Source organism: Streptomyces albireticuli, assembly GCF_002192455.1.
In the GTDB taxonomy this organism is placed as follows: Bacteria; Actinomycetota; Actinomycetes; order Streptomycetales; family Streptomycetaceae; genus Streptomyces; species Streptomyces albireticuli_B.
Genome location: NZ_CP021744.1, coordinates 4,033,246 through 4,055,596, shown reverse-complemented (window position 1 = coordinate 4,055,596; position 22,351 = coordinate 4,033,246). Strand labels below are relative to the sequence as shown.

At 73.0% G+C, this 22,351-nt stretch carries 18 protein-coding genes and 1 pseudogene; 8 read left to right on the top strand and 11 right to left on the bottom strand.

Features of this window, described 5'->3' with window-relative positions; translation table 11 throughout:
* Window positions 1-21: 21 nt before the first annotated feature.
* Window positions 22-1,848, bottom strand: coding sequence for a type IV secretory system conjugative DNA transfer family protein (locus tag SMD11_RS17450; RefSeq protein WP_087927344.1), 1,827 nt, complete (start codon window positions 1,846-1,848; stop codon window positions 22-24).
* 240 nt (window positions 1,849-2,088) lie between these two features.
* On the opposite strand from SMD11_RS17450, the gene SMD11_RS17445 reads away from it, so the two are divergent.
* Entirely contained in the window at window positions 2,089-3,045 is a 957-nt protein-coding gene (locus SMD11_RS17445) for a helix-turn-helix domain-containing protein (RefSeq protein ID WP_087927343.1), read from the top strand.
* Between the two features lie 109 nt (window positions 3,046-3,154).
* On the opposite strand, the gene SMD11_RS17440 is transcribed toward SMD11_RS17445, so the two are convergent.
* Window positions 3,155-4,243 carry a hypothetical protein gene (locus tag SMD11_RS17440; RefSeq protein WP_159395312.1) on the bottom strand — a complete coding sequence of 363 codons (1,089 nt, stop codon included), beginning with the start codon at window positions 4,241-4,243 and terminating at the stop codon, window positions 3,155-3,157.
* Window positions 4,244-4,603: 360 nt separating this feature from the next.
* On the opposite strand from SMD11_RS17440, the gene SMD11_RS17435 reads away from it, so the two are divergent.
* Window positions 4,604-5,377: a 2,3-dihydro-2,3-dihydroxybenzoate dehydrogenase gene (locus tag SMD11_RS17435; protein WP_087927341.1), complete on the top strand. Its 774-nt coding sequence runs from the start codon at window positions 4,604-4,606 to the stop codon at window positions 5,375-5,377.
* Window positions 5,378-5,701: 324 nt separating this feature from the next.
* Here the strand turns inward: SMD11_RS17435 and SMD11_RS17430 are convergent, their stop codons facing one another.
* The 4 genes from SMD11_RS17430 to SMD11_RS17415 form a co-directional block, all read right to left on the bottom strand.
* A complete protein-coding gene (locus SMD11_RS17430) occupies window positions 5,702-6,463 on the bottom strand; it encodes an SDR family NAD(P)-dependent oxidoreductase (RefSeq protein ID WP_087927340.1) in 762 nt (253 codons plus the stop codon).
* A gap of 73 nt (window positions 6,464-6,536) precedes the next feature.
* Window positions 6,537-8,072: an MFS transporter gene (locus SMD11_RS17425; RefSeq protein WP_087927339.1), complete on the bottom strand. Its 1,536-nt coding sequence runs from the start codon at window positions 8,070-8,072 to the stop codon at window positions 6,537-6,539.
* A gap of 109 nt (window positions 8,073-8,181) precedes the next feature.
* Window positions 8,182-9,849, bottom strand: a complete 1,668-nt coding sequence (locus SMD11_RS17420; RefSeq protein ID WP_087927338.1) for an FAD-binding oxidoreductase — start codon at window positions 9,847-9,849, stop codon at window positions 8,182-8,184.
* A gap of 20 nt (window positions 9,850-9,869) precedes the next feature.
* The gene (locus SMD11_RS17415) at window positions 9,870-10,352 is read right to left on the bottom strand and encodes an SRPBCC family protein (RefSeq protein WP_159395311.1); all 483 of its coding nucleotides are present in this window, start codon (window positions 10,350-10,352) and stop codon (window positions 9,870-9,872) included.
* Between the two features lie 267 nt (window positions 10,353-10,619).
* Here SMD11_RS17415 and SMD11_RS17410 point away from each other — a divergent pair, with 267 nt between their 5' ends.
* Both SMD11_RS17410 and SMD11_RS17405 read left to right on the top strand, forming a co-directional pair.
* Window positions 10,620-11,312: an SDR family NAD(P)-dependent oxidoreductase gene (locus tag SMD11_RS17410; protein WP_087927336.1), complete on the top strand. Its 693-nt coding sequence runs from the start codon at window positions 10,620-10,622 to the stop codon at window positions 11,310-11,312.
* A 123-nt stretch (window positions 11,313-11,435) separates the two neighbouring features.
* Complete coding sequence (locus SMD11_RS17405; protein WP_087927335.1) at window positions 11,436-12,614, top strand: 3-hydroxybenzoate 6-monooxygenase; 1,179 nt, start codon at window positions 11,436-11,438, stop codon at window positions 12,612-12,614.
* 76 nt (window positions 12,615-12,690) lie between these two features.
* Here the strand turns inward: SMD11_RS17405 and SMD11_RS17400 are convergent, their stop codons facing one another.
* Together SMD11_RS17400 and SMD11_RS17395 are read right to left on the bottom strand one after the other, a co-directional pair.
* Window positions 12,691-13,215, bottom strand: coding sequence for a rodlin (locus SMD11_RS17400; RefSeq protein ID WP_324614746.1), 525 nt, complete (start codon window positions 13,213-13,215; stop codon window positions 12,691-12,693).
* A 193-nt stretch (window positions 13,216-13,408) separates the two neighbouring features.
* Window positions 13,409-13,939 carry a rodlin gene (locus SMD11_RS17395; RefSeq protein ID WP_324614745.1) on the bottom strand — a complete coding sequence of 177 codons (531 nt, stop codon included), beginning with the start codon at window positions 13,937-13,939 and terminating at the stop codon, window positions 13,409-13,411.
* A 484-nt stretch (window positions 13,940-14,423) separates the two neighbouring features.
* Here SMD11_RS17395 and SMD11_RS17390 point away from each other — a divergent pair, with 484 nt between their 5' ends.
* Window positions 14,424-15,053, top strand: coding sequence for a TetR/AcrR family transcriptional regulator (locus tag SMD11_RS17390; RefSeq protein ID WP_087927334.1), 630 nt, complete (start codon window positions 14,424-14,426; stop codon window positions 15,051-15,053).
* An 85-nt stretch (window positions 15,054-15,138) separates the two neighbouring features.
* Here SMD11_RS17390 and SMD11_RS17385 read toward each other — a convergent pair whose 3' ends face one another.
* Window positions 15,139-16,317 (bottom strand): alpha/beta hydrolase, encoded by a 1,179-nt coding sequence (locus tag SMD11_RS17385; RefSeq protein WP_087927333.1) that lies wholly within the window; start codon window positions 16,315-16,317, stop codon window positions 15,139-15,141.
* A 267-nt stretch (window positions 16,318-16,584) separates the two neighbouring features.
* On the opposite strand from SMD11_RS17385, the gene SMD11_RS17380 reads away from it, so the two are divergent.
* From SMD11_RS17380 to SMD11_RS17370, 3 genes are all read left to right on the top strand, one after another.
* The gene (locus tag SMD11_RS17380; protein WP_087927332.1) at window positions 16,585-17,139 is read left to right on the top strand and encodes a GNAT family N-acetyltransferase; all 555 of its coding nucleotides are present in this window, start codon (window positions 16,585-16,587) and stop codon (window positions 17,137-17,139) included.
* A gap of 137 nt (window positions 17,140-17,276) precedes the next feature.
* A complete protein-coding gene (locus SMD11_RS17375) occupies window positions 17,277-18,677 on the top strand; it encodes a carotenoid oxygenase family protein (RefSeq protein WP_087927331.1) in 1,401 nt (466 codons plus the stop codon).
* Between the two features lie 270 nt (window positions 18,678-18,947).
* Window positions 18,948-20,330 (top strand): VWA domain-containing protein, encoded by a 1,383-nt coding sequence (locus SMD11_RS17370; RefSeq protein WP_087927330.1) that lies wholly within the window; start codon window positions 18,948-18,950, stop codon window positions 20,328-20,330.
* A 164-nt stretch (window positions 20,331-20,494) separates the two neighbouring features.
* Here the strand turns inward: SMD11_RS17370 and SMD11_RS17365 are convergent.
* Together SMD11_RS17365 and SMD11_RS17360 are read right to left on the bottom strand one after the other, a co-directional pair.
* Window positions 20,495-21,531: pseudogene (locus SMD11_RS17365) on the bottom strand (sensor histidine kinase).
* A complete protein-coding gene (locus SMD11_RS17360; protein WP_087927329.1) occupies window positions 21,528-22,181 on the bottom strand; it encodes a response regulator transcription factor in 654 nt (217 codons plus the stop codon). Before SMD11_RS17360 ends, SMD11_RS17365 begins: the two are co-directional and overlap by 4 nt.
* Between the last annotated feature and the right edge of the window lie 170 nt (window positions 22,182-22,351).

Below are 22,351 nucleotides of genomic sequence, written 5' to 3'. Positions count from 1 at the left end.
TAGGCCCTTCGTCGTCCCTGTTCACACCGTCTCCAGCGGCGGCCCGATGCGCGCGGCCCGCGTCGCGTGCTCGCCCGCCCGCAGCGCCTGCCCGTCCCGCCGCTGGTCCCAGGGCAGCAGCTCGGCGATGACGCCGGGCGCCCCGCGGAAGAGCAGCAGGGCCTGGCCGTGCGGCAGCTGGCGGATCTCCTCGGGGCGCAGGATCCGGCGCTCGCGCTCGACCTCGGAGGTGCCGTGCCCGAAGAGCCGGCCGGTGTCCCGGGAGGTGGAGAGCTCGGTGAGCTCGGCCTCGCCGACCAGCTCCGAGAACCGGCGCAGCGCCTCGACGTCCTTGAGGCCGCCCATCACGAGGGTGGCCGCGGCGTTGTCGAGGAGGGTGTCGGCCTCGTGCCGGCCCCACCGCAGGACGGCCTGGGCCAGCGACTGGAGCGCGTAGACGATGTGGATGCCGTAGCCGCGCGCGTCGGAGGCCAGCGAGGGCAGCTTGGGCAGCGGGGCGACGTTCGCGACCTCGTCGAGGACGAGCCGGAGGAAGGGGTCCAGCCGGCCCGAGGGGAGCCTCGGCGCCCGCCGCTTGGCCGCGTCGACGACCTCGCCCAGCAGCATCGTCGTCAGCGGCGACACATTGGTCGAGGCGTTGGAGTCGCTGATGAGGACGAGCGTGTCGCGGGAGGCGACGAAGCGGTCGGGGTCGAAGGTGGGCACGCCCTCCTGCGGGGTGACGCAGCGCAGCACCTTGCGCAGGGCGAGCGGCTCGATCTGCGCGGCGAGGGTCTGCCGGGTGGAGGCCACGGTCTCGTCGGCGCCGGTGGACACCGAGCGCAGCAGGACGTCCCAGCCGGGCTCGGCGTTGGGGTGGTCGGTGAGGATGGCGCGCGGCTCGCTGGCCTTCTCCAGGTTGGTGGCCCAGCGCATCACGTGCTCGATGGTCTTGCCTTCGAGCGCGGCCGCGTGCAGCAGCCGGGTGAGCGCGGACGACGCGGTCTGCTGGAAGAAGCTGCCGTTGCTGGACGAGCTGTCGTCCGCGCCCATGCCGACGGAGAAGGACAGCGCGCGGGAGGTCGCCGTCTCGCCCTCCTGGCAGCCGGCGACCGGGTCCCAGACCATGCGGTGCGGCCAGCCCACGGTGTCGAGCGGGTCGAAGACCCACACCCGGCCCACGCGGGAGCGGGGTTCCGCGATGACGTCGAGGACGTCGGCCCGGGTGGAGGTGACGACGAGCGGGCCGGGCGCGTCCAGGCAGGCGGGGATGACGACGTTGCGGGACTTGCCGCCGCCGGACGGGGCGATGACCGCGACCGAGTCCTCCGGCGTGGCGACCAGCGGCTGCCCGCTGCCGAGCTGCCGGCCCAGCAGCCAGCCGACCTCGCTGAGCTCGGCACGGGCGGCGGCCCTGGCGTCGTACCGCCCGTCGGCGCCCTGGAAGGTCGTGGCGCGCGTCTGGGCGGCGGCGCGCCGGGCGCGGTCCTCGCCGAGGGCCGCGCGGGCCTCGACGGCGGAGGCCAGGCCCTCGCCGCCGGCGCCCTCGACCCGGCGCCGGCGCGCGCGTACGCCGAGGAAGGCGGCCAGCAGCGGGGCGAGGAAGATCGCGAGCCAGGCCGCGACGGTGACGCCCGTGGAGGCCGCCTCGACGTCGTCGCCGAGGCGGTCGAGGGGGTGGTGCAGGGCGACGGCGGTGGCCGTGGCGCGGACGTCGGAGAACGCGAGTCCGTCCGCGGTCGCCCAGACGGCCAGATGCCAGCTGACGCAGAGTCCTATGAGGACGGCGGCCGATTTGGCGAGGAATATCTCGCCCTGTGGCCCACCACCCCGTTCCTTCTTGCGTCCCAGTTCGCGTGCGCGTGCCACGCGGACCCCCGTCCTTGCTGCTCGCTCGTGGCGATCGTGTCGAATCGCGACGGTGACCGTAACACCGAAGGCGGACAGGCTTGCGGTTCCAAGGCGCAATACGCCTCACGCCTGGCAAGCAGACCTATCCACCCACTTAGGAGCTTTCATTCCAAGACGCATAATGGCGCCATGCACGATCACGTGGGGCATGATGCACATGCGGGGCATGAGGATCACAGTGCGGGCGGGGCGCACGGGATGCACGGGGCGGAAGAAGCCCTCTGCGCCGAGGGCCTGACGCGCTATCGGCAAGCCGTGGTCAAGGGCTGCACGTCCAAGGAGGACGTGCCCGAGTGCCTGCTGCGCCTGGGGTTGCTGGTGACACCGCCGGACGACCCGGAGGTCCTGGTCCCCGTCGCGCCCGACGTCGCGCTCGCCGAGCTCGTCCGGCCCATCGAGGAGCGGCTGGAGCGGCAGCGCGGGGACGTACGGGCGCTCACGGACAGCTTCTCGCCCGTGCACGCGATCTACACGGTCGCGAAGCGCGAACACCAGGGCTGGGCCACGCAGATCCACGGCGAACGGGTCATCGACTCGACCCTCGCGCACGCCGTCCGCTCCTGCCGGGGCGAGCTGATGACCGTACAGCCGGGCGGCCGGCGCCCGGCGTACGGTCTCGACGGCCTCGACCACCTCCGGGGCGGCGGCGTCCACCACCGGGCGCTGTTCCAGCACGCGGCGCGCTCGCACTCGGCGACGCTGCGGCACATCGGGGAACTGCTGGCGGCGGGCGCCGAGGTCCGCACGCTGGGCCATGTCATCGACCGCCTCGTGGTCGTCGACCGGACGGTGGCCTACGTCCCCGGGGCCGCGGCCGACGACGGGCGGACCTCCGCCCTGGAGATCCGCCAGCCCGACCTGGTCGCCTTCCTCGCCCAGATCTTCGACGACGCGTGGGAACGCGCGACCCCGGTCACCACGGCCGCCCCCCGCGCCCCGGAACCGGCCGTGGCCGACGACCTGCAACGCGCGACGGCCCGCCTGCTGGTGGCCGGCCACACGGACGAGGCGATAGCGCGGCGGCTGGGGATCAGCCGGCGGACGGTGGCGGCGCGGGTGGCGCGGCTGTCGGCGGAGCTGGGGAGCGGGAGCCGGGCGCAGCTGGGGTATTTGATCGCGATGAGCGGGCTGTTGCGGGGGGAAGGGGGCGGGTGAGGGAGTGTTTCCCCAGCCCCGCCCCTTCCCGATACCGGGGCTCCGCCCCGGACCCCGGTCCTCAAACTCCCCCGGCTACCGCTGGGAGGTGCCCCCGGACGGGCTGAAATCAGCCCGTCCGGCGATTGAGGACACCGCGCGGAGCGCGGAAAAGGGGGCCCGGGGGCTCGCCCCCGCCACGCGGCGGAGCCGCACATCGGATGCAGCGGGAAGGGGCGGGGTGGGGGAAACGCCCCGCGCGGCGGCAACCCGCCCCGCACCCCGCCCACGCCCAGCGCCCCACCACCGCCCATCCCACCAGCACCACGACAGGCCCAAGAGCCCCCGCCCCACCGAACGCCCCCACAGACCGCAGCAACGTCGCCCCCGCCCCCGGCGGCAAGTACTGCCCCACCGTCCCCAGAACACCCGGCAGCATCTCCGGCGCCGACCCCATCCCCGACAGCGGATTGCCCACCACGAACATCAGCACCGCGCCCACGGCCACCCCGGGCGGCCCCACGAGCGACCCGAGTCCCGTGATGACGGCCACCATCGCCAGCTCCAGCAGCGCCACGGCCCCCGCCGTGACCATCCAGCCACCAGGCAGCACCCCACTCACCTGAGTGAGCATCAGAGAACTCAGCAGGCCCGAGAGCACCGCGAAGCCCAGCACACCGAGCAGCCGCGCGCCCGTGTCACGAACCTTGAGGACCAGCAGCAGTCCCGCGATCACCGCGGTGATCAGCAGCGGCAGGAAGCCCATCGCGGCACCGGCGCCGTGCGGGTCGTCCGGGTCCGCGGGGACGGCGTCCACGACGCGTGACACCCGTACGCCGGGCAGTTCCCGGGCCTGCCGGGCCAGCGCGTCGGCCGCGGCGGGCGAGGCGGCGGACGCGAGGCGCAGCTCCGGTCCGCCTTCCCGCGCTCCGGGCACGAAGGCGCCGTACGCCTTACGGTCCCGCAGCGCCGCTTCGGCCGCCGCGGCGTCGGGCACCTCCTCGACGCGGTACGCGCCGGGGGCCGCGGCCCGCAGCGCCTCGGCGACGTCGGGGACGCCCGCAGCGACGACCACCGGCAGCTCGCGCGGCGCGGCCCGGGAGGCCGACCACGAGAACCAGCCGCCGATCACGAACTGCACGAGCGCGACGACGACGAGAATCTTCCGCGCTTCGCCGCGCGACGCGGAAGAGGAACGTCCTGGGGAACCGTTGGACACGGCCTGCTCTCCTGACAAGGGTCGGGACAATTGAATTGCGCGGCGCCCTCACATCGTGTCCGGTCGCGGCCCGGAATTTCAGCCGGAGCTGGCTCTTTTTCGCTGCACGATAGGGCGTTTCATCTATGCGCAGGGGTCCTGAACAGGGGCAGACCGGGGTAAAAAGGCAGGCTGCGGCGGTCATGTGCCGACGGCGGCCTGCCGCGGGCGCCTGCCTCCCCGCCGTTCGGGCACCCGCCACCTGACGGAGTGAGAATTCCTCGCTTCACACGCCATCCGGTTTTCCCGAGACTGATTTGTGGACGTGTATGAAGTCCCGTTGCTATTCGGCCGTGCACGCCGGGTATGGAGGTTTGTGAGATGGAAGGAAAAGTCGCTCTCGTCACCGGGGCGGCGGGTGGAATAGGAGAAGCGGTCGTCCGGACCCTGGGCGAGCGGGGCGTCACCGTCGCGGCGGTCGACAAGGACGAGGCCCGGCTGCGGGCCACGGTCGCGAAACTCACGGCGGACGGCTTCCAGGTGGAGGCGTTCCCCGGGGATGTCACGTCCAGCCCCGACGTGGAGGCGTTCGTCGACGCGGTCGAACGGCGGCTCGGACCGGTGGACTACCTGGTCAACGCGGCCGGCGTGCTCCGCCTTTCCGAGGCCCGGCGGCTGACGGACGCCGACTGGTCGTTCACCTTCGCGGTGAACACCAGCGGCGTCTTCTTCGTCTCCCGCGCCGTCGTCAACCGCATGGTCCCGCGCGGCCGGGGCGCGGTCGTCACCGTCGCCTCGAACGCCGCCGGCACCGCCCGCGTGGAGATGGCCGCGTACGCGGCCTCGAAGGCGGCGGCGACGATGTTCACCAAGTGCATGGGCCTGGAGGTCGCCAAGCACGGGATCCGCTGCAACCTGGTGGCGCCCGGCTCCACGGAGACGCCGATGCTCAGCAACATGTGGCAGGACGGGGAGAGCGCCCGCAAGGCGTCGATCGAGGGCGTCGCGAGCTCGTACCGCGTGGGGATACCCCTGCGGAAGCTGGCCCGGCCGGAGAACGTCGCACAGGCCGTGGTCTTCCTGCTGTCCGACCACGCGTCGCACATCACGATGCATGACCTGACGGTGGACGGGGGGGCTGCGCTGGGGGTTTGAGGGGGTGGTGAGCGCCCCGGTCGCCGGGTGGGAGCGTCCCACCCGGCGACCGGGGCGTTGGCCGCACGCGGACGGCGGGGTGCGGGTGGGTGGGCCTGCGGCGGGCCTTGTCCCCTACCCGCCCCTTCCCGAAACCGGGGAGGCCCCCGGGCCCCCTTTTCCGCGCTCCGCGCGGTGTCCTCAAACGCCGGACGGGCTGATTTCAGCCCGTCTGGGGGCACCTCCCAGCGGTAGCTGGGGGAGTTTGAGGACATTCGGGAAGGGGCGGGGTGGGGAACAGGCCCCGCGCAGCGGCACCCCCACCCGCACCCCGAACCCCCACCGTCAGGCCGTCGCACCCCCGTCCACCACCAGGTCATGCCCCACCACGAAGCTCGCTTCCGGCGAAGCCAGCCAGCACACCGCGTCCGCGATCTCCCGCGTCTCCCCCACCCGCCCGATCGGCACCGCCGCCCGCACCCGCGCGTCGCGGTCCTCGACCGTCTCGCCGGGCCGGAAGGACATGGGCGTGTTGGTGCCGCCGGGGCTCACGGCGTTGATGCGGACGCCCTCCGCGATGTACTCGCGGGCGGCCGTGCGCGTGAGGATGGAGACCGCGCCCTTGGACGCCGCGTAGGCGCCCATGCCCGGCTTGCGGCCGTGGAAGCCGATGTTGGAGGCGGAGTTCACGATGACGCCGCCGCCGTGCGCGCGCATGTGCTCGATCTCGTGCTTCATCGACAGCCACACACCGGTGGTGTTGACGGCGAAGACGGCGGCCCAGACATCGTCGTCCAGCTCGGAGCTGGGGCCGGGGCGGCCGACGATGCCGGCGTTGTTGAAGGCGATGTGCAGGCCGCCGTGGCGCTCCACGGTCGTCTCCACCATCCGCGCCACGTCGGCGGAGCGGGTGACGTCGGTGACGACGGCGGAGGCGGTGCCGCCCTCCTCCTCGATGAGCTTGACGGTCCCGTCGAGGTCCTCCAGGACGGGGCCGGCGACGACGACCGTGGCCCCGCCCCGGGCGAAGGTCAGCGCGGTCTGCCGGCCGATGTTGGATCCGCCGCCCGTGACCAGGGCGACCTTCCCGGTGAAGCGAGCAGTCATGTCGGGTTTCTCCTTAGAGCGAGTGAGCGAGTGAACGCGTGCGTGAAGGAACAGGTCGGGTAGGGGCGGGCGGCTAGGCACCCGCCGAGGTGAGCGGGGCCGCGGGCGCCGTCGCGGGCGGTTCCGCGCCCGGCGTCGGCTCCGGCCGGTCCGCACCGGCTGATCCGCCCGTAGCGCCGGCGGAGCCCGTACGCTCCGAAGGCCGCCGCCGCAGCACCAGCGCCGCCACGACCGCGCTCACCGCGAACGCCGCCGCCGCGACCGTCAGCGCGAACGCGTACCCGCCGCTCGTGGCCTCGGCCAGGCCCGTGCCGCCGTCCCGCAGGGCCGTCGTGCGGTTGGTGGCCAGGGAGACGAGGACGGCCAGGCCGACCGTCGGGCCGATCTCCATGGCGGTGTTCACGACGCCGCCCGCCAGCCCGGCCCGGTGGTCCTCGACGCCGTCCAGGGCGACGACGGTCGAGCCGGAGAAGACGCAGGCGATGCCGACGGGGAAGAGGATCAGGCCGATCAGCAGCGTGCCGAGGTAGGCGCTGCCGGCGTCGAGCATGCCGATCAGCAGCAGGCCGGCCGCGGCGAGCAGCAGCCCGCCCGAGGTGACGGCCCGGCCGCCGAAGCGGGCGATGAGCCGCCCGGCGAACAGCCCGGTCGCCAGTTGCGCGGCGCTGAAGGGCAGGAACGCCGCCGAGGTCAGCAGGGGCGAGACGTCCCGCACCTCCTGGAAATAGAGCGACAGCAGGAAGAAGATCGTGGACATGCCCGCCGCGCCGATGAACGTCGCCCACAGGGCCGTGGCCCGGCGCCGCCGCAGCAGGAAGCCCATCGGCACCAGCGGGTCGGACACCCGCAGCTCGACGGCGACGAACGCCGCGAGCAGCACGAGCCCGGCGAGCACCGGCAGCCACACCACCGTGGCGCCCCAGGACCGCTCGCCCGCCTCGACCAGTCCGTAGCTCATGACCGTCAGGCCCGCCGTCACCAGGACGGCTCCGGGCACGTCGAGCCGCACCCGCACCGGGGCGGGCCCGGTGGGCAGCAGCCGGCGGGCGGCGAGCACGGCGACGAGCGAGACGGCGACCGGCACCACGAAGGACCAGCGCCACGACACCCACGTCGAGACCGTCCCGGACAGCAGCATGCCCGAGGTCGCGCCGAAGCCGGCCAGCCCGCCCCACACGGCGAGCGCCCGCGCGTGCCGGCCCTCCTCCGGGTAGAGCGAGCGGACCAGGGACATGGCCGCCGGGGCGGCGAGCGCCGCGCCGACGCCCTGGAGGAAGCGGCCGCCGAGCAGCGCGGCGAAGCCCGGCGCGAGCCCGGCGGCCGCCGAGGCGAGCCCGAAGACGGCGGCGCCGGCGACCAGCGACCGGCGGCGGCCCAGCAGGTCCGCGAGCCGGCCGCCGAGCATCAGCAGGCCGCTGAAGGACAGCCCGTACGCGGCGCTGACGAGCGTCAGCTGGGCGCCGGACAGACCGAGGTCGCGCTGAATGGCCGGCAGCGCCGGCGACAGCATCGTGATGGCCAGGATCAGCACGACCTGCACGGCGCCCAGCAGGGCGAAGCCGCGTCCGGCGCGTGCGACGCCCGGGGCCGGTGCGGTACCGGAGGACATGGGGGCCTCTCTTTTCCGGTCTCAGGTGGCGGTGCTCGGGTGAGGTGTACGGGTGAGGTGTACGGGAGGGCCGGCGCGGCCGGCTGGACGGCCGCGCCACGCCCCTTGCCTAGGCGGGGAGTTGTACGGCCTGCGCGTGCCGGAAGACGTTCTTCGGGTCCCACTGCGCCTTGACCGTCTGGAGCTTGCGGTAGTTCCCCTTGAAGTACAGCTCGTGCCAGGGCACTCCGGAGCCGTTCCACTGCGGCGAATTCAGGTCGACGTCCGCGTAGTTGACGAAGCAGCCGTCGGTGACGTCCCCCGGTGTCGGCACCCCGCCGGTCGCCGCGTAGACGTCCTGGTAGAACTCCCGGATCCAGGCGAGGTGCCGGGCGTCGTCGGCGGCGTTCTGCCAGAAGGTGATGTAGTGCAGCTTCAGCACGGAGTCGCGCTGCGGCACGACGGTGTCGGCGGGCGCCACGGTGTTGACCTTCCCGCCGTACGTACTGATCATCACGACGGACATGGGGCCCTGGAAGTCGGTGCGGGTCAGGTGCTTGTAGAAGGCCTTGAGCTGCGCCTCGGGGAAGCCCTTGCGCATGTAGGCCGACTTGGCCTTGAAGCGGGTGGTCGGGTCGGGCGCCGTGAAGCCCGGCCAGTACGTGGTGGCGTGCAGCCAGGCGATCGTCCGCCGGTCGTCGACGCGGTAGTCCACGCCCGACCCCTTGTTGACGGCCGCGAGGAAGTCGTCGAGGAGCTTGGCCGAGTTCGGCGCCCCGGCGTCGATCTGGGTGGTCATGGAGAACGCGCCGGCCGACCTGTGGGTGGGCTTGAGCTGGCTGAAGAGGCTCGCGTAGGGCGAGCCGGGGGCGCTGTTGCGCTCGCACCACAGGCCGAAGTTGCGCAGGATCGTGGTGAAGGCCGCCTCGGTCATCCGCTCCCACGGCCAGGTGACGGTGGAGACGTGCAGCTCGGAGGGCGGCTGGGGGAGCAGCTTCGCGGGGTCCGCGCCGGAGGCGCCCGGCGAGCGCATCAAGTACTTGGTGACGACCGCGAGGGTGCCGCCGCCCGCCCCGGTGTGCGCCCACAGCAGATCGCGGTTGGGGTCGGTCTCCTCGCGGGTGGCGACGACCTTACGGGCCTTGCCGTTGCGGTCGACGACCACGGCCTCGACGCCGTACAGGTGGTCGACCACCAGTCCGTGCAGGCGGGCCAGCGCGCCGTAGCCGCCGCCCACGATGTGGCCGCCCGCCCCCACGGTGGGGCAGGTGCCGCCGGGTATGGTCACGCCCCAGCCCTTGTAGAGCGCGCGGTAGGCGTCGCCCAGGCGGGCGCCGGGCTCGATGAAGAAGGCCCGCCGGCCCGGGTCGTAGCCCACCTCGTCCATGCAGGACATGTCGATGACGAGCCGCACGCCGTCACCGGTCACGAAGTCCTCGTAGCAGTGGCCGCCGCTGCGCACGGCCAGTTGCCTGCCGCCGTCGACGGCCTCCTGGACGGCGGCCACCACATGGTCCGCCGTGCCGACGAGCCGCACGCTGTCGGGGGTGCCCACCCAGCGCCGGTTGGTGCCCCAGACGAGGTCCGGGTAGCGCCGGTCCGAGGGTTTGACGGTGACGGGGCCGAACGCCGGGACCACTGCCTCGCCGGCGCCCTCCGCCGCGCCGGTGGCCGTGGCCGGCGGGGCGCCCGGGAGGGTGCCCACCGTGCCGAGTACCGCCGCCGTCGCTCCGGCGGCGGCGGTACCGGCGAGAAAGCGACGCCGGGGGTACCCGGCGTCACGGGAGTTGTCGCGCATTCCGTTCTCACCTCAGGGCTTCAGTGCCGCAGCGCGTCGACCGCGCTGACCGCGTTGCGCCGCAGCACGGCGGTCATCGCCTCGAGCGTCGCGGCGAAGTCGGTGTCGAGTTCCCGCAGATAGGAGTTCTGGCCGAGCACGGCCTCCGACGGCGCGTCGGTGAGGGTGATGCTGAGCGTCAGGGTGAGGTTGCCGTGGGCGTCCTCACCGATCTGGTTGGTGATGGTGTGCAGGTCGGACGCGTCCGTGTGCCGGAAGGTGATCCGCCCCGACGTCTCGTCCGGGGTGACCCGCTGGACGAGCGTCCGGTCGCCGCGGGTGGCCTCGCGCAGGAACCCGTCGCCGTAGCGCTCCAGGATCCGGCACGAGGTGATGGCCGGGACGTAGCCGACCGGGTTCTCCGCCTTGTGGAGCAGCACCCGCCAGAGCTGCCCCCGGGTGGTGGCCGGCTTGCCGGCCTCTCCTGCGGTGTTGACCTGACGGGTCCACGAAAGCGTAATCATTCGTTCTCCTGATCGAGCGCCGGTCGAACTCCTCATCGATGCTGGCGCGAGAATTCTTCGATTTCGCGCACATCAACTTCAAGGTGCGTTCCAGGAGTTCGTCAGGTGACCCGGGGCGTGTCAGGTCGGCGCGGGCACCTGACGTAGTGCGCCGGAGGACCGGCACGGGCGGCGCTCCCGCGGATCAGGATGGAGCGCGTGACAACGCCTCGGCGGACCGCGAATGCCTTCCCCGGGAATGGTGAGAGCAGAAACAGGAGAGACACGATGTCCAAACGATTCGATGGCAAGGTCGTCCTGGTCACGGGTGGCGGCGAAGGCATCGGCCGCGCGGCCGCCTTCGCTTTCGCACGGGAGGGGGCCGAGGTCGTGGTCGCCGGACGGCACCCCGAGATGCTGCACGAGACGGTGGAGGAGATCAAGGCACTGGGTGGAAAGGCCAGTTGCGGGATAGCCGACGTCTCGGACACCGAGAAGGACGACGCGAAGGCCGTGGTAGCGGCCGTCGTGGCCCGGCACGGCCAGCTGGACATCGCCTTCAACAATGTCACCGAACTCGGCCCGGAGCAGCCGGTGGCGGAGATCGGCGAAAACGTCTGGGGCGAGACCCTGGCGGCGAATCTGACCGGTGTCTGGCTGTCGATGAAGCACGAGATCGCGCACATGGAGAAGAACGGCGGCGGGGTGATCGTGAATACCGCCAGCAATATCGGTTCCCAGGGCATGCTGCCGGGCCTCGGCGCGTATGCCGCCTCGAAGGCGGCGGTGAGCACGCTCACCCAGACCGCGGCGCGCGAGTACATCGACAAGGGCGTCCGTATCAACGCGATCAGCCCCTGCCCGCTGGGGCGCGGGGCGAAGGTCGAGGAGATCGCGGAGACGGTGCTGTGGCTGGCGTCGGACGAGGCGTCCTATGTGGTCGGCCACGATCTCGTACTCGACCGCAAGACCGCCGTCTGAATTCCCGCCCTTCCCCCCTTCCCCCCTTCCCCCCGCCCCCTCCTTCCCCCCTCCCCCTTATTCCCTTTCCCCAGCCCCGGCCCGGAAGCGGCGGGCAGGCCGAAGTCGAGAGGACAGCGAGACGTGGCCAACATCCTCATCGCCGGAGGCGGCATCGGCGGCCTCGCCGCGGCGATCTCCATCGCCCGGCAGGGCCATACGGTGACCGTCCTGGAGCGCAGCGAGGTCTTCGGGGAGGTCGGGGCCGGCATCCAGCTGGGCCCCAACGCCTTCCTCGCCCTCGACCGCCTGGGCGTCGGCACGGCGGTCCGCGAACGGGCCGTGCTCATCGACGAGTTGCGGTTCATGGACGGTGTCACCGGCGAGCGGGTCGCCTCCATGCCGCTGACCGGCGCCTACCGCGAGCGCTTCGGGAACCCGTACGCGGTCGTCCACCGCGGCGACCTCTACCAGGCGCTGCTCGACGCCTGCCGGGCCCACCCGGGCGTCCTCCTGCTCGGCGGCAACTACGTGGTGCGGTACGCCCAGGACCACGCCGGCGTGACCGCGGTGACCTGCACCGGGCGGGAGTTCCACGGCGACGCCCTGATCGGCGCCGACGGCATACGCTCGGCCGTCCGCCGGCAGCTCGTCGGCGACGGCGCCCCGCGGGTGTCGGGTCACACCATCTACCGGTCGGTGATCCCCATGGAGCGGGTGCCGGAGGAGCTGCGCTGGAACAGCGTCACCCTCTGGGCCGGCCCCAAGGGGCACTTCGTGCACTACCCCATCGCGCGCGGCAAGTCCCTGAACCTGGCCGCCACCAGGGACGACGCGGCCACGGAGGCGATGACGGGCGTACTGGTCGACGCGGGCCAGGTGGCCGCCGAGTTCCCCGACCTCGGGGACGCGGCCCGGCGCCTGCTGGCGCTCGGCGAGAACTGGCGGGCGTGGGTGCTGTGCGACCGCGACCCGATCGCCGGCTGGACGGACGGCCGGGTGGCGCTGCTCGGGGACGCCGCGCACCCGATGCTCCAGTACGCGGCGCAGGGCGCGTGCATGGCCCTGGAGGACGCGGTGCTGCTCGGCGAGGCCCTCGCGGGCGCCGAAGGGGGCGAGCCCGCGTTCGGGCGGCGGCTGGAGAAGTACAACGCCGGGCGCCGCGAACGCACCTGCCGCACCCAGTTGGTGGCCCGGGAGATGGGCAGGCAGCTCTACCACCCGACGGGCGAGGCGGCCCTGGCCCGCAACGAGATGCTGTCCTCGCTCAGCGCCGAGGACCTCTACGACAAGGTCGACTGGCTGCACGCCGGCGTGCGCTGACCCGCCGCGCGCGGGAACGCCGAGGAGCCGCCCCCGGGGGTACCGGGGGCGGCTTCCGGCTGCTCACGGCCGTGGGTCAGTGGCCGCCGCGGTGGCCGTCATGGCCGTCGTGGTGACCGCCGTGGTGACCGCCGTGGTGACCGTCGTAGTGGTCGTCACCGCGGTAGCCGTCGTGGCCGTGGTGGCCGCGCCCGTGCCCGTGCCCGCTCTCACGGTTGAACGAACCGTTGCCCGAGATGATCGGGAGTTCGTCCAGGATGTGCGACAGCGGGTCGTCGCCGTCATGGATCGTGGAGTTCTCGGTGCAGGTCTGCTGCTGCTGCGAGGACAGGATCGGGATGTCCTGGAGGCCGATGTTGAGCAGGGCCAGGAGCGACTGCGCGCCGAGCTTTCCGATGCCGATGCAGGGCTTGTTGAGGGAGCCGTTGACCAGGCCCATCTGGGGGCTCATATAGCCGCCCGTGTAGGTGTTGCCGTACTCCTGGTGCGCGCCGTTCGCGTTGGCCACGTCATCGCTGTTGCCCACCGCCATCGCCGGGGCGGTCGAGACGCCGGCCGCGGAAGCCACGAGCGCCGTTGTGGCCAGTACTTTCTTGATCACGCTATTCCTTCGCTCTGGTCGATATACGGGAGCGCTCTGGCTAACTCGGTAAATCCGCGAAGGTTATCGCCATTCACCCCATCGGCCCACCGATGCGGCCCGATCAGAATAAGTACGCCCGCGCACCCGGACGCGGAAAACCCCCGGCCGCGGGGCCCGCACACCCGCGGCCGAGGGAATTCCGGACCTGCGACTACTTCAGGCCGTGCCCGCCGAAGCCGCCGTGACCGTGGTCACCGAAGCCACCGTGGCCGTGGTCACCGAAGCCGTTGTGGCCGTGACCGCCGAAGCCGCCGTTCCCGTGGTCGCCGAAGCCCTTGTGGCCACCGTTCGAGTGGTTGCCCGAGCCGTTCCCGGAAATGATCGGGATCTCGTCGAGGAGGTGCGAGAGCTGGTCGTCCCCGTCCTTGATCGTGGAGTTGTCGGTGCACTGCTGCTGCTGCTGCGACGTGGCGATCGGGATGTCCTGGAGGCCGATGTTGAGCAGGGCCAGGACGGACTGGATACCGAGCTTGCCGATACCCAGGCACGGCTTGTTCAGCGTGCCCTGGATAAGGCTCATCTGCGGGCTTTCCTTGCCACCGGTCTTGGTGTTGCCGTAACCGGTCTTGGCGGCGTTGCCGTTGGCGACGTCATCGTCGTTGCCGATCGCCAGGGCGGGACCGGCGAGGGTGCCGACCGCGGATGCCGTCAGGGCGGCCGTGGCGATTACCTTCTTGAGCACGTCTATGCCTTTCGATCGTGTAGCGCCCCCACTGGGAAAGCGTTCTGAATAACTCCGGCCTTATGCAGAGGTTCCGGGCTTTCACTCATTCGAGCCATCGGCTCCGCCGCCCGAAGAAATTGATATGACGGGATCTCTTATGACCGGCGCTATTCACCGGGCGGCGGCCGGACCGTTCGGCACGAGGGCGCCGCGGGGCCGGCGCGGACCGCGGCCCGGGGCTGCCGGGCAGGTCACGGGCGGTGCCCCGGCCCGTGTTCGAAACAGCGCCCGGCGCGATCACGAAAATGTACGTATTACGTGCCGGTGGTGTCGCGGTCCCCCGTGCGCCCTCCGCCGGGCCCGCTTCCTGCGGCATGATCTCCACTCCCCACATCACGCGCGGCGGCGGTTCGAGGGAGACCGTCCGGGATCGGGCCGACCGTGTGCCGGAGCCAAGTACCGGCTGGGGACGGAAGGTTCACAACGACATCGGGAGAGACCCATGGGCAGCAGCACCCCCCAGGCGCGCAGGAGCGACACCCGTGAGCGCATCCAGAAAACGGCCCTGGACCTCTTCGTCTCGCGTGGTTACGAGAAAACGTCGCTGCGGGAGATCGCCGAGGAGCTCGGCGTCACCAAGGCGGCGCTGTACTACCACTTCAAGACGAAGGAAGACATCCTCAGCGCGATCTCCGAGGAGCTGGGCCGTCCGGTCGACGAACTCATCGCCTGGGCGAAGGAACAGCCACCCGGCCTGGAGACGCGGCGCGAGCTGCTGATCCGCTACAGCGCGGCCCTGAAGTCGGCCATCCCGATCTACCACATCCTCCAGGAGAACCAGGCGACGCTGCGGGACCTCGCCGTCGGCCAGACGCTGCGCGAGCGGGTGGAGTCCATCGCCCGCCTGATGCACGCGGGCGGCGTCCCCTTCGACACCCACGTACGGGTCGCCAGCGCCCTGCTGACCGTCCACTTCGGGGCGTTCACGCTGGACGAGGTGGGCGGCACGGAGGAGCAGAAGCGGCAGGCACTCCTCGCCGTGGCCCTGGAGACCCTGGACTCGGCCGGGGCGGGCGCGCCCGAGGGGGCCGCCACCGAGGCCGCGCAGGCCGTCAGCTCCCGTAAGGGCTGACCGGGCCCGGACGGAGGGCCCGTACGGCACCGGGCCGGAGCGGCACCCCGCCGCTCCGGCCCGGTCGTCTGCCTGGCCCGGACGGTCAGTTGTTGACGTCCTGCGGGAAGACCAGCTGCTTGCCCATCCACTCCATGGCGGGGGAGATCTCCCGCCGCCAGGTGGTGAAGTTGTGGCTGCCCTCGGCCAGGATCATCTTGTCCGCCTTCATCGGGGGCTTCACCGCGTCCAGGAAGCGCTCCGTCTCCTTCAGGTTCTTCTCGCCGTGCAGGCTGCTGGTGACGAGCACGGTGGCGCGGGGCGGCGGCAGGTTCCTCAGCCGCCAGATCAGGTCGTGCTCGTGGCGCCGCTGCTTCGCGTCCGGCCCCTTGCCGAAGAGGTCGCCGGTGGTGAGGTCGGTGCCGACCTTGTAGTCGCCGGAGAGGGCGGCGGCGGCCGGGTAGACATCCGGCTGGCGCATGGCGAGCAGCAGCGAGCAGGTGCCGCCCGAGGAGTAGCCGAGCGCGCCCCAGGCGCTCGCCTTGTGGCCGACCCGGTAGCCGCTGCGGAGCGCTTCGGGCAGGTCCTTGGTCAGGAAGGTCTCGGCCTGCGGGCCGCCGGGGACGTCCACGCACTCGGTGTCGCGGGGCATCGCGATGTTCGGCGAGAGCATCACGACCACGGTCGGCTGCATCTTGTTCTCGGAGATCAGCTTGCTCGCCGTCCTCGGCACCTGGAGGTGCTGGGCGAGGCTCTCGGTGCCGCCGGGGTAGCCGGTGATGGTCACGATCACGGGGAAGCGCTGACGCTCGTACTGCTTCTGGAAGTACTGCGGGGGCAGGTAGACGAACGCGGGGGCGGCCGCCTGGGCCCGGCGGCCGATGATCTTCACCGACTCCATCCTGCCGACCTGGTCCGGCGGGCCCTTGGGCAGCCCGGCCTTCTCCAGGCCCTCCGGCGCGCCGGGCTGCACCAGCCCGCCCTTGCCGGTGTCGACCCGGGCGCCGGTGCCGGTGAGGTCCGTGGCGCCGGTGACCTGGCCCTGCGAGCGGTCGTACTTGCCGATCAGCTGGCCCCAGGTGCCGTAGAAGCTCTGCGCGGAGTTCACCGCGAGCAGCACCGCGGACATGATCGTCACCTGGGTGGTGAGGATCGCGCCGAGCCGGCCCAGCACCGGCAGCGCGCCGCGCCCGGAGAGCCGGGGCCACAGCCAGACCGTGAGTCCCACGCACAGCAGGGCGACGAAGACCACCGTGTACAGAAGCGACCTGCTGGTCAGGCCCATGCGCCCCTCAACTCCCTGCCCCCGCGACGGGCACTCGTGTTCGGTCCGGCCATGCTCACCGAAGAAGAGGCCGTAATGGGTGGACAGGGTTGCTCTGGACCCATTTCTTCCCCTCCTCTTGTCCTGCCCGTGTCCTGTGCGCCCACCCCCGTTAGCGGGCGCGAAACCGGACCCCCGGGGCGCCGAAAGCGACAACGAACCTCCCTGTGGCCGGTTACCGGCCCCGTCCGGGGGTGGGTACGAGCCGCGCTGGGCAGGAAGGGCTGCATGGGCGACGTCTTCTTGCGCAGGTTGAGCCGGTGGCAGGCCGAGCAGTACCGCGAGCAGCTCGCGGATCTGCACGGAGCGGCGTACGGGAGCCCGCCGGGCGAGGCCCTCCGCGACCGCGCCCCCTTCCTGGAACAGCTCGCCGACGCCTCCGGGCGGCCCGGCTTCGACCTGGTGCTCGCCGACGGCGGGGGGCCGGTGGGCTGCGCGTACGGCTACCCGGCGGCGCGGGACAGCGCCCTGTGGCGCGACTTCGCCGGACCGGTCCCCGAGGAGCTGGAGGAGCTGACGGCCGCGGGCCGCGTCTTCGTCCTCGCCGAGCTGATGGTGCTGCCCCGCCACCGCCGCCAGGGCCTCGGCAGGCGGCTGCACGACCGGCTGCTGTCGGGCAGCGGCGCGGCACTGGCGGCGGTGGTCCTCGCGCCGATGGACGCCCGGAGCCAGGCGGTCCGCGCGGCCCGCCGCTCCTGGGGCTGGGCGGCGGCCGGCACCCTCCGGCCGGCCGCGCTGGGCGGGCCGGCGCCGGAGGTGTTCACGCGGCCGCTGCGCAGATGACCGCGGGCCGGGGCGGGGCCCGGGGCGAGGCGCCCCCGCGGCCCCTTCGCCCTCTGGCCGAACACCCCCTTCCGCTGGATGGTGGGGGGACGGCCCCACGGCCGGCGGAGCGGTGGGGCAGCGGGAGGGGAGCGCGCATGACCGAGGACGTCGGCACGGCCCGGGCCACCACCAACCGGTACCTCAGCGGCCTCTACGCGCCCGTGCGCGAGGAGATCACCGCGGTCGACCTGCCGGTGACCGGCCGGCTGCCCGAGTCGCTGCGCGGCCGCTATCTGCGCAACGGCCCCAACCCCCTCGGCGACCCGGACCCCGCCACGTACGGCTGGTTCGGCGGCGAGGGCATGGTGCACGGTGTGCGGCTGCGCGACGGCAACGCCGAGTGGTACCGCAACCGCTGGGTCCGCTCCGACGCGGTCGCCGGGCAGCTGGGCGAGAAGCTGCTGCACGGACCGCGCCACCTGGACCTGGACTTCGCTCCCAACACGCACGTCCAGCGGTTCGCCGGGCACCTGCTCGCGCTGGTCGAGGGCGGTTCGCTGCCGTACGAGCTGGACGACGAGCTGCACACGATCGGCCCGTTCGACTTCCACGGCACGCTGCCCGGCGGGCTGGCCGCGCACACGGTGATCGACCCGGCGAGCGGCGAGCTGCACACCGTCGCGTACTGCGTGGCCCGGCCGTACGTGCAGTATCTGGTCGCGGGCACGGACGGCCGGGTGCGGCACCGGGTGGACATCCCCGTCGAGGGGCACCCGCTCATGCACGACTTCTCGCTGACCGAGCGGCACGTCCTGCTGTACGACCTGCCGGTCGTCTACGCCGCTCCCGAGCCGGGCGGCGAGTTCCGCGCGCACTGGGACGACGCGCGCCCCGCGCGCCTGGGCGTGCTCCCGCGCGACGGGGGCGCGAAGGACGTGCGCTGGCTGGAGATCGACCCGTGCTTCGTCTTCCATCCCATGAACGCCCATGAGCGGGACGGTGTGATCACCGTTCATCTCGTCCGCTACGAACGCCTCTTCGACGCCCGCGCGGAGGGTCAGGTGACCCCCTCGCGGCTGGAGCGCTGGACGGTCGACCTGGCCGCGGGGTCGGTGCGGCGGGAGTTGGTCGACGACCGCCCGGTGGAGTTCCCGCGCGCGGACCCGCGCCGGCTGACCGGCCGGAACCGCTTCGGCTACGCGATGCTGGAGCCGTCCGGCCTCGTGAACTCCGCGGCCACGCACGCGACGGGCGGCGCCGGCGTGGACCGGCTGGGGGCGGGGCTGGTCAAGTACGACCTGGAGCGCGGCACGAGCGAGTGCTTCCTGGTCCACCCCGCGGGCGACGTCGGCGAGGGCGCGTTCGTCCCCGCCGCCCCGGACGCGGCGGAGGACGACGGCTGGGTGCTGGCCTACGCCTACGACCCGGAGCGCGCGGCGTCGGACCTGGTGGTGCTGGCCGCCCAGGACTTCGCGGCGGGCCCGGTCGCGAGGGTGCACCTGCCGGTGCGGGTGCCGCTGGGCTTCCACGGCAACTGGATCCCTGACGCCGAGTGAGCAGGCGGGCGGGGCGGCCGGTGAGCGGGAGCGGGCGGAAAGACCGCCGAAAAGGGCGGAAGGAAGGGAGAAATCCCCTCGCGGGGGCACACGGGTGCGAGTGGAGGCGGGGACTTTCCCCCAACGGTGTTTGCGGGGGAAGGCTTATGAGGGTCCTGAGCACGCTGGGGCGGGTGCGACAGCTAGCCTTACCTAGCCGTCCGGACACGGGACTTTTCCCCGCACTACGGACATTTCATAGCTCCCGAGACATGTGAAGGACTTCTCCCCATGGGCATTCGGAGTCTGCTGCGGAACGCGTTCGGCCGGTCCAGGACAGCGACAGCCGAGCGCGACGAACCCGGCCTGCCCCAGCAGAACGCGGGTCAGGCCGACGTCGACGGCGGGGAACCGGCCGCTGCCGGACCCGCCCCCGGGAAGGAGCCCGCCGGCACCGCGGCGACCGTACCGGCACCGGCCGCGGAGCCGGCGCCCACGGGCGGGCGGGACGAGGACGAGGCCGCCGGGGTGACGGCACCCGCGGCACCCGCCGGAGCGCCGGCCATCGCCCGGCCGCGGGCCTCCGCCGAGGGGGCCGTGCCGGAGCCGGCCGCCGAGCCCGTCGCCCCGGCCGCCGCCGAGCCGGCCGAGGCCCTCCGGGCGCCGGTGCCCGCGCAGCCCCGTCCGGCCGCCGCGGACACGGTCCCCGACCCCGGCCCGCTCGGCCCCACGCCGGGCCCGGTGCCCCACCCGGACCCGCTGCCCCAGCCGGAGCCCTCGCCGACCCCGATGCCGGCCCCCAAGCCCGTCCCCGAGCCGGACCCGGTGCCCGCGCCGCACCCCGAGCCGCTGCCGGAGCCCGAGCCCACCCCGCGCCCCGCGCCGCCCCGCCCGGAGCCCGTGCCCGGCCCCACGCCGGAGCCGTCCCCCGCGATGCCGCCGCGCGAGCAGGCCCCGGCGGTGAGCCTGGAGAAGCTGGAGCGGACCGCGCCCGCGCTCGTCAGCCTCTACAAGGAGGCCAAGGTCTCCCTGGAGAAGCAGGGGCTGGCCGGGCAGCGGGCGGCCGTCTACCTGGTCCTCGACCGCTCGGGTTCGATGCGCGAGTACTACAGGAACGGCACCGTGCAGCACCTCGCCGAGCAGGTCCTCGGCCTGTCGGCGAACCTCGACGACGACGGCACCGTGCCCGTCGTCTTCTTCTCCACCGACGTCGACGGCGTCGCCGAGCTGAGCCTCACCGACTACGCGGGCCGCATCGAGGAACTGCACGCCGGCATGGGGCACATGGGCCGCACCAACTACCACTGGGCGATGGAGGCGGTGATCGAGCACTACCGGAAGTCGGGTGCCACCGACCCCGCGTTCGTCGTCTTCCAGACCGACGGCGGGCCGTACAGCAAGCCCGCGGCCGAGCGCGCGCTCTGCCAGGCCGCGGAGCTGCCGATCTTCTGGCAGTTCGTCGGCTTCGGCGACCCGGAGGGCAAGGGCTTCGACTTCCTGCGGAAGCTGGACGACCTGCCGGTGCCGGAGAAGAGGGTCGTGGACAACGCGGGCTTCTTCCACGCGGGACGGGATCCGCGGGCGCTCGGGGACGCGCGTCTGTACAAGGAACTGATGGTGGAGTTCCCGGACTGGCTGACGGAGGCGCGGGCGGCGGGGATCGTGCGCGACTGATCCGCCGGGGCGGGTTGCCGGGCGGGCTGAAAATCAGCCCGTCCGGCGCTTGAGGACACCGCGCGTCAGCGCGGAACGGGGGCCCGGGGGCGAAGCCCCCGGTTACGGGAAGGGGCGGGGCGGGGACAAGGCCCCGCGCAGCGCCCCCCACCGGCTCGCCCCGCTCACGGCGCCGGCAGCTCCACCGTCACCCGCAGCCCACCCCCCACCGCCGGCACAGCCCGCACCACCCCCCGTGCGCCCGCGCGATCGACCGCACGATCGACAACCCCAGCCCCGCCCCCGCGCCCCCCGTCCGTTCCCGGCCACGCCCCCGGCGGAACGGCTCGAAGAGGCCGTCCACGTCCGCCGCCGCGACCACCGGGCCGGTGTTGCGCACGGAGAGCCGGCCCGGTTCGACCCGGACCTCGACGGTGCCGCCCCGGTGGTTGTACTCGACGGCGTTGCGCAGCAGATTGCCGGTCAGCTGGGCGAGCAGCACCCGGTTGCCCCGCAGCGGCGCCGGCCCCGCCGCCACGTCGATCCGGACCTCCTGCCGCCCGGCGCGGCCCGCGACGGCCGCCACCTCCTCCTCGACCACCTCGGCCAGGTCGACCGGGTCCCGCCGCTCCAGCCCGCGCTCGCTGCGGGCCAGCGCCAGCAGCCCGTCGATGAGCCGCTCCGAGCGGCGGTTCGCGGCGAGCAGGACCTCCCTGGTCCGGGCCAGCTCGGCCGGTGAGGGGTCGCCGTCCAGGCCCACCTGGATCGCCGCCCGCTGGGTGGCCAGCGGGGTCCGCAGCTCGTGCGAGGCGTTGGAGACGAAGCGGCGCTGGCTGTCGAACGCCGCGTGCACCGGCCGCAGCGCCCGGCCGGCGATCCACCAGCCGACGCCCACCGCGAGCAGCGCGGTGACCAGCAGCGCCACCCCGGACCAGAGCACCAGCTCGCGGGAGGCGGCCGCGCTGACGTCACCGGAGACGCGGTAGACCGTGGAGACGGTGGCCTCCCGGGTGTCCGACGGCAGCAGCGGCCCCGCGGACTCCGTCCGCCGCACCGGCACCGCCAGCCGCGCGATGGTCCCCGCCCGCTCGCGCGTCCCGGCCCGCGAGAGGAGGTTGACGGTGAGCAGCAGCAGCCCGCCCAGGACGACGAAGACCGCGCCGAAGGCGACGGCGATCCGCGTCCGGGCGGCCGTGGGGGCGAGCAGCCGGAGCGGGCTCACAGGGCGTACCCGACGCCCTGCACGGTACGGATCAGCGGCGGCTCGCCGAGCTTGCCGCGCAGCTTGCTCATGGCGACGCGCACCGCGCCCGTGAACGGGTCGGCGTGCGCGTCCCAGGCCCGCTCCAGCAGTTCCTCGGCGCTGACGACCGCGCCCTCGGCCTCCAGCAGGATCTGGAGCAGCGAGAACTCCTTGGGCGAGAGCTCCAGCGCCCGGCCGTCCCGCTCGGCCGTCCGCCGCACGGTGTCCAGCCGGACGCCGTCCCGCTCCAGGAGCGGCGGCGCGGGGCGCGCGCTGCGCCGCCGGAGCGCCCGTACGCGCGAGACCAGCTCGGGGAACTCGAAGGGCTTGGGCAGATAGTCGTCCGCCCCGAGGTCGAGGCCCGCGACCCGGTCCTCCATGCTGCCGGCGGCGGTGAGCATCAGGATCCGGGTGCGGGAGCCGGTGCCGACGAGGTGCCGGGCGACGTCGTCGCCGTGCACCCGGGGCAGGTCGCGGTCGAGGACGACGACGTCGTAGTCGTGGAGGGAGAGGTAGGCGATCGCGGCGTCGCCGCTGTAGACGGTGTCCACGGCGAAACCGGCCCGGCGGAGGCCGGTGGCCACGATCTCGGCCAGCGTCTCCTCGTCCTCGGCCACCAGTATCCGCATGACGTCGTCCCTCTCCTTCGGTGCGCCCCCTTCCAGGATGAGGGTGTACAGGAGGAGATGTTTCGCAAATGTCTCCTTATACGGCGACTATGCGGCGACTACGGGGCGGCTGTGCGAGGCCGGCGCGGCGACCGCCCGAGGCCGCCCCGGCGGCCGCCATGGCGACCACC

What these genes read in the sequence shown, in the direction of transcription:
- SMD11_RS17445 (WP_087927343.1), top strand. Translation starts at nt 2,089, where the DNA reads ATGCACGGGGCGGAAGAAGCCCTCTGCGCCGAGGGCCTGACGCGCTAT.
- SMD11_RS17435 (WP_087927341.1), top strand. Translation starts at nt 4,604, where the DNA reads ATGGAAGGAAAAGTCGCTCTCGTCACCGGGGCGGCGGGTGGAATAGGA.
- SMD11_RS17430 (WP_087927340.1), bottom strand. Translation starts at nt 6,463, where the DNA reads ATGACTGCTCGCTTCACCGGGAAGGTCGCCCTGGTCACGGGCGGCGGA.
- SMD11_RS17425 (WP_087927339.1), bottom strand. Translation starts at nt 8,072, where the DNA reads ATGTCCTCCGGTACCGCACCGGCCCCGGGCGTCGCACGCGCCGGACGC.
- SMD11_RS17420 (WP_087927338.1), bottom strand. Translation starts at nt 9,849, where the DNA reads ATGCGCGACAACTCCCGTGACGCCGGGTACCCCCGGCGTCGCTTTCTC.
- SMD11_RS17415 (WP_159395311.1), bottom strand. Translation starts at nt 10,352, where the DNA reads ATGATTACGCTTTCGTGGACCCGTCAGGTCAACACCGCAGGAGAGGCC.
- SMD11_RS17410 (WP_087927336.1), top strand. Translation starts at nt 10,620, where the DNA reads ATGTCCAAACGATTCGATGGCAAGGTCGTCCTGGTCACGGGTGGCGGC.
- SMD11_RS17390 (WP_087927334.1), top strand. Translation starts at nt 14,424, where the DNA reads ATGGGCAGCAGCACCCCCCAGGCGCGCAGGAGCGACACCCGTGAGCGC.
- SMD11_RS17385 (WP_087927333.1), bottom strand. Translation starts at nt 16,317, where the DNA reads ATGGGCCTGACCAGCAGGTCGCTTCTGTACACGGTGGTCTTCGTCGCC.
- SMD11_RS17380 (WP_087927332.1), top strand. Translation starts at nt 16,585, where the DNA reads ATGGGCGACGTCTTCTTGCGCAGGTTGAGCCGGTGGCAGGCCGAGCAG.
- SMD11_RS17375 (WP_087927331.1), top strand. Translation starts at nt 17,277, where the DNA reads ATGACCGAGGACGTCGGCACGGCCCGGGCCACCACCAACCGGTACCTC.
- SMD11_RS17370 (WP_087927330.1), top strand. Translation starts at nt 18,948, where the DNA reads ATGGGCATTCGGAGTCTGCTGCGGAACGCGTTCGGCCGGTCCAGGACA.
- SMD11_RS17360 (WP_087927329.1), bottom strand. Translation starts at nt 22,181, where the DNA reads ATGCGGATACTGGTGGCCGAGGACGAGGAGACGCTGGCCGAGATCGTG.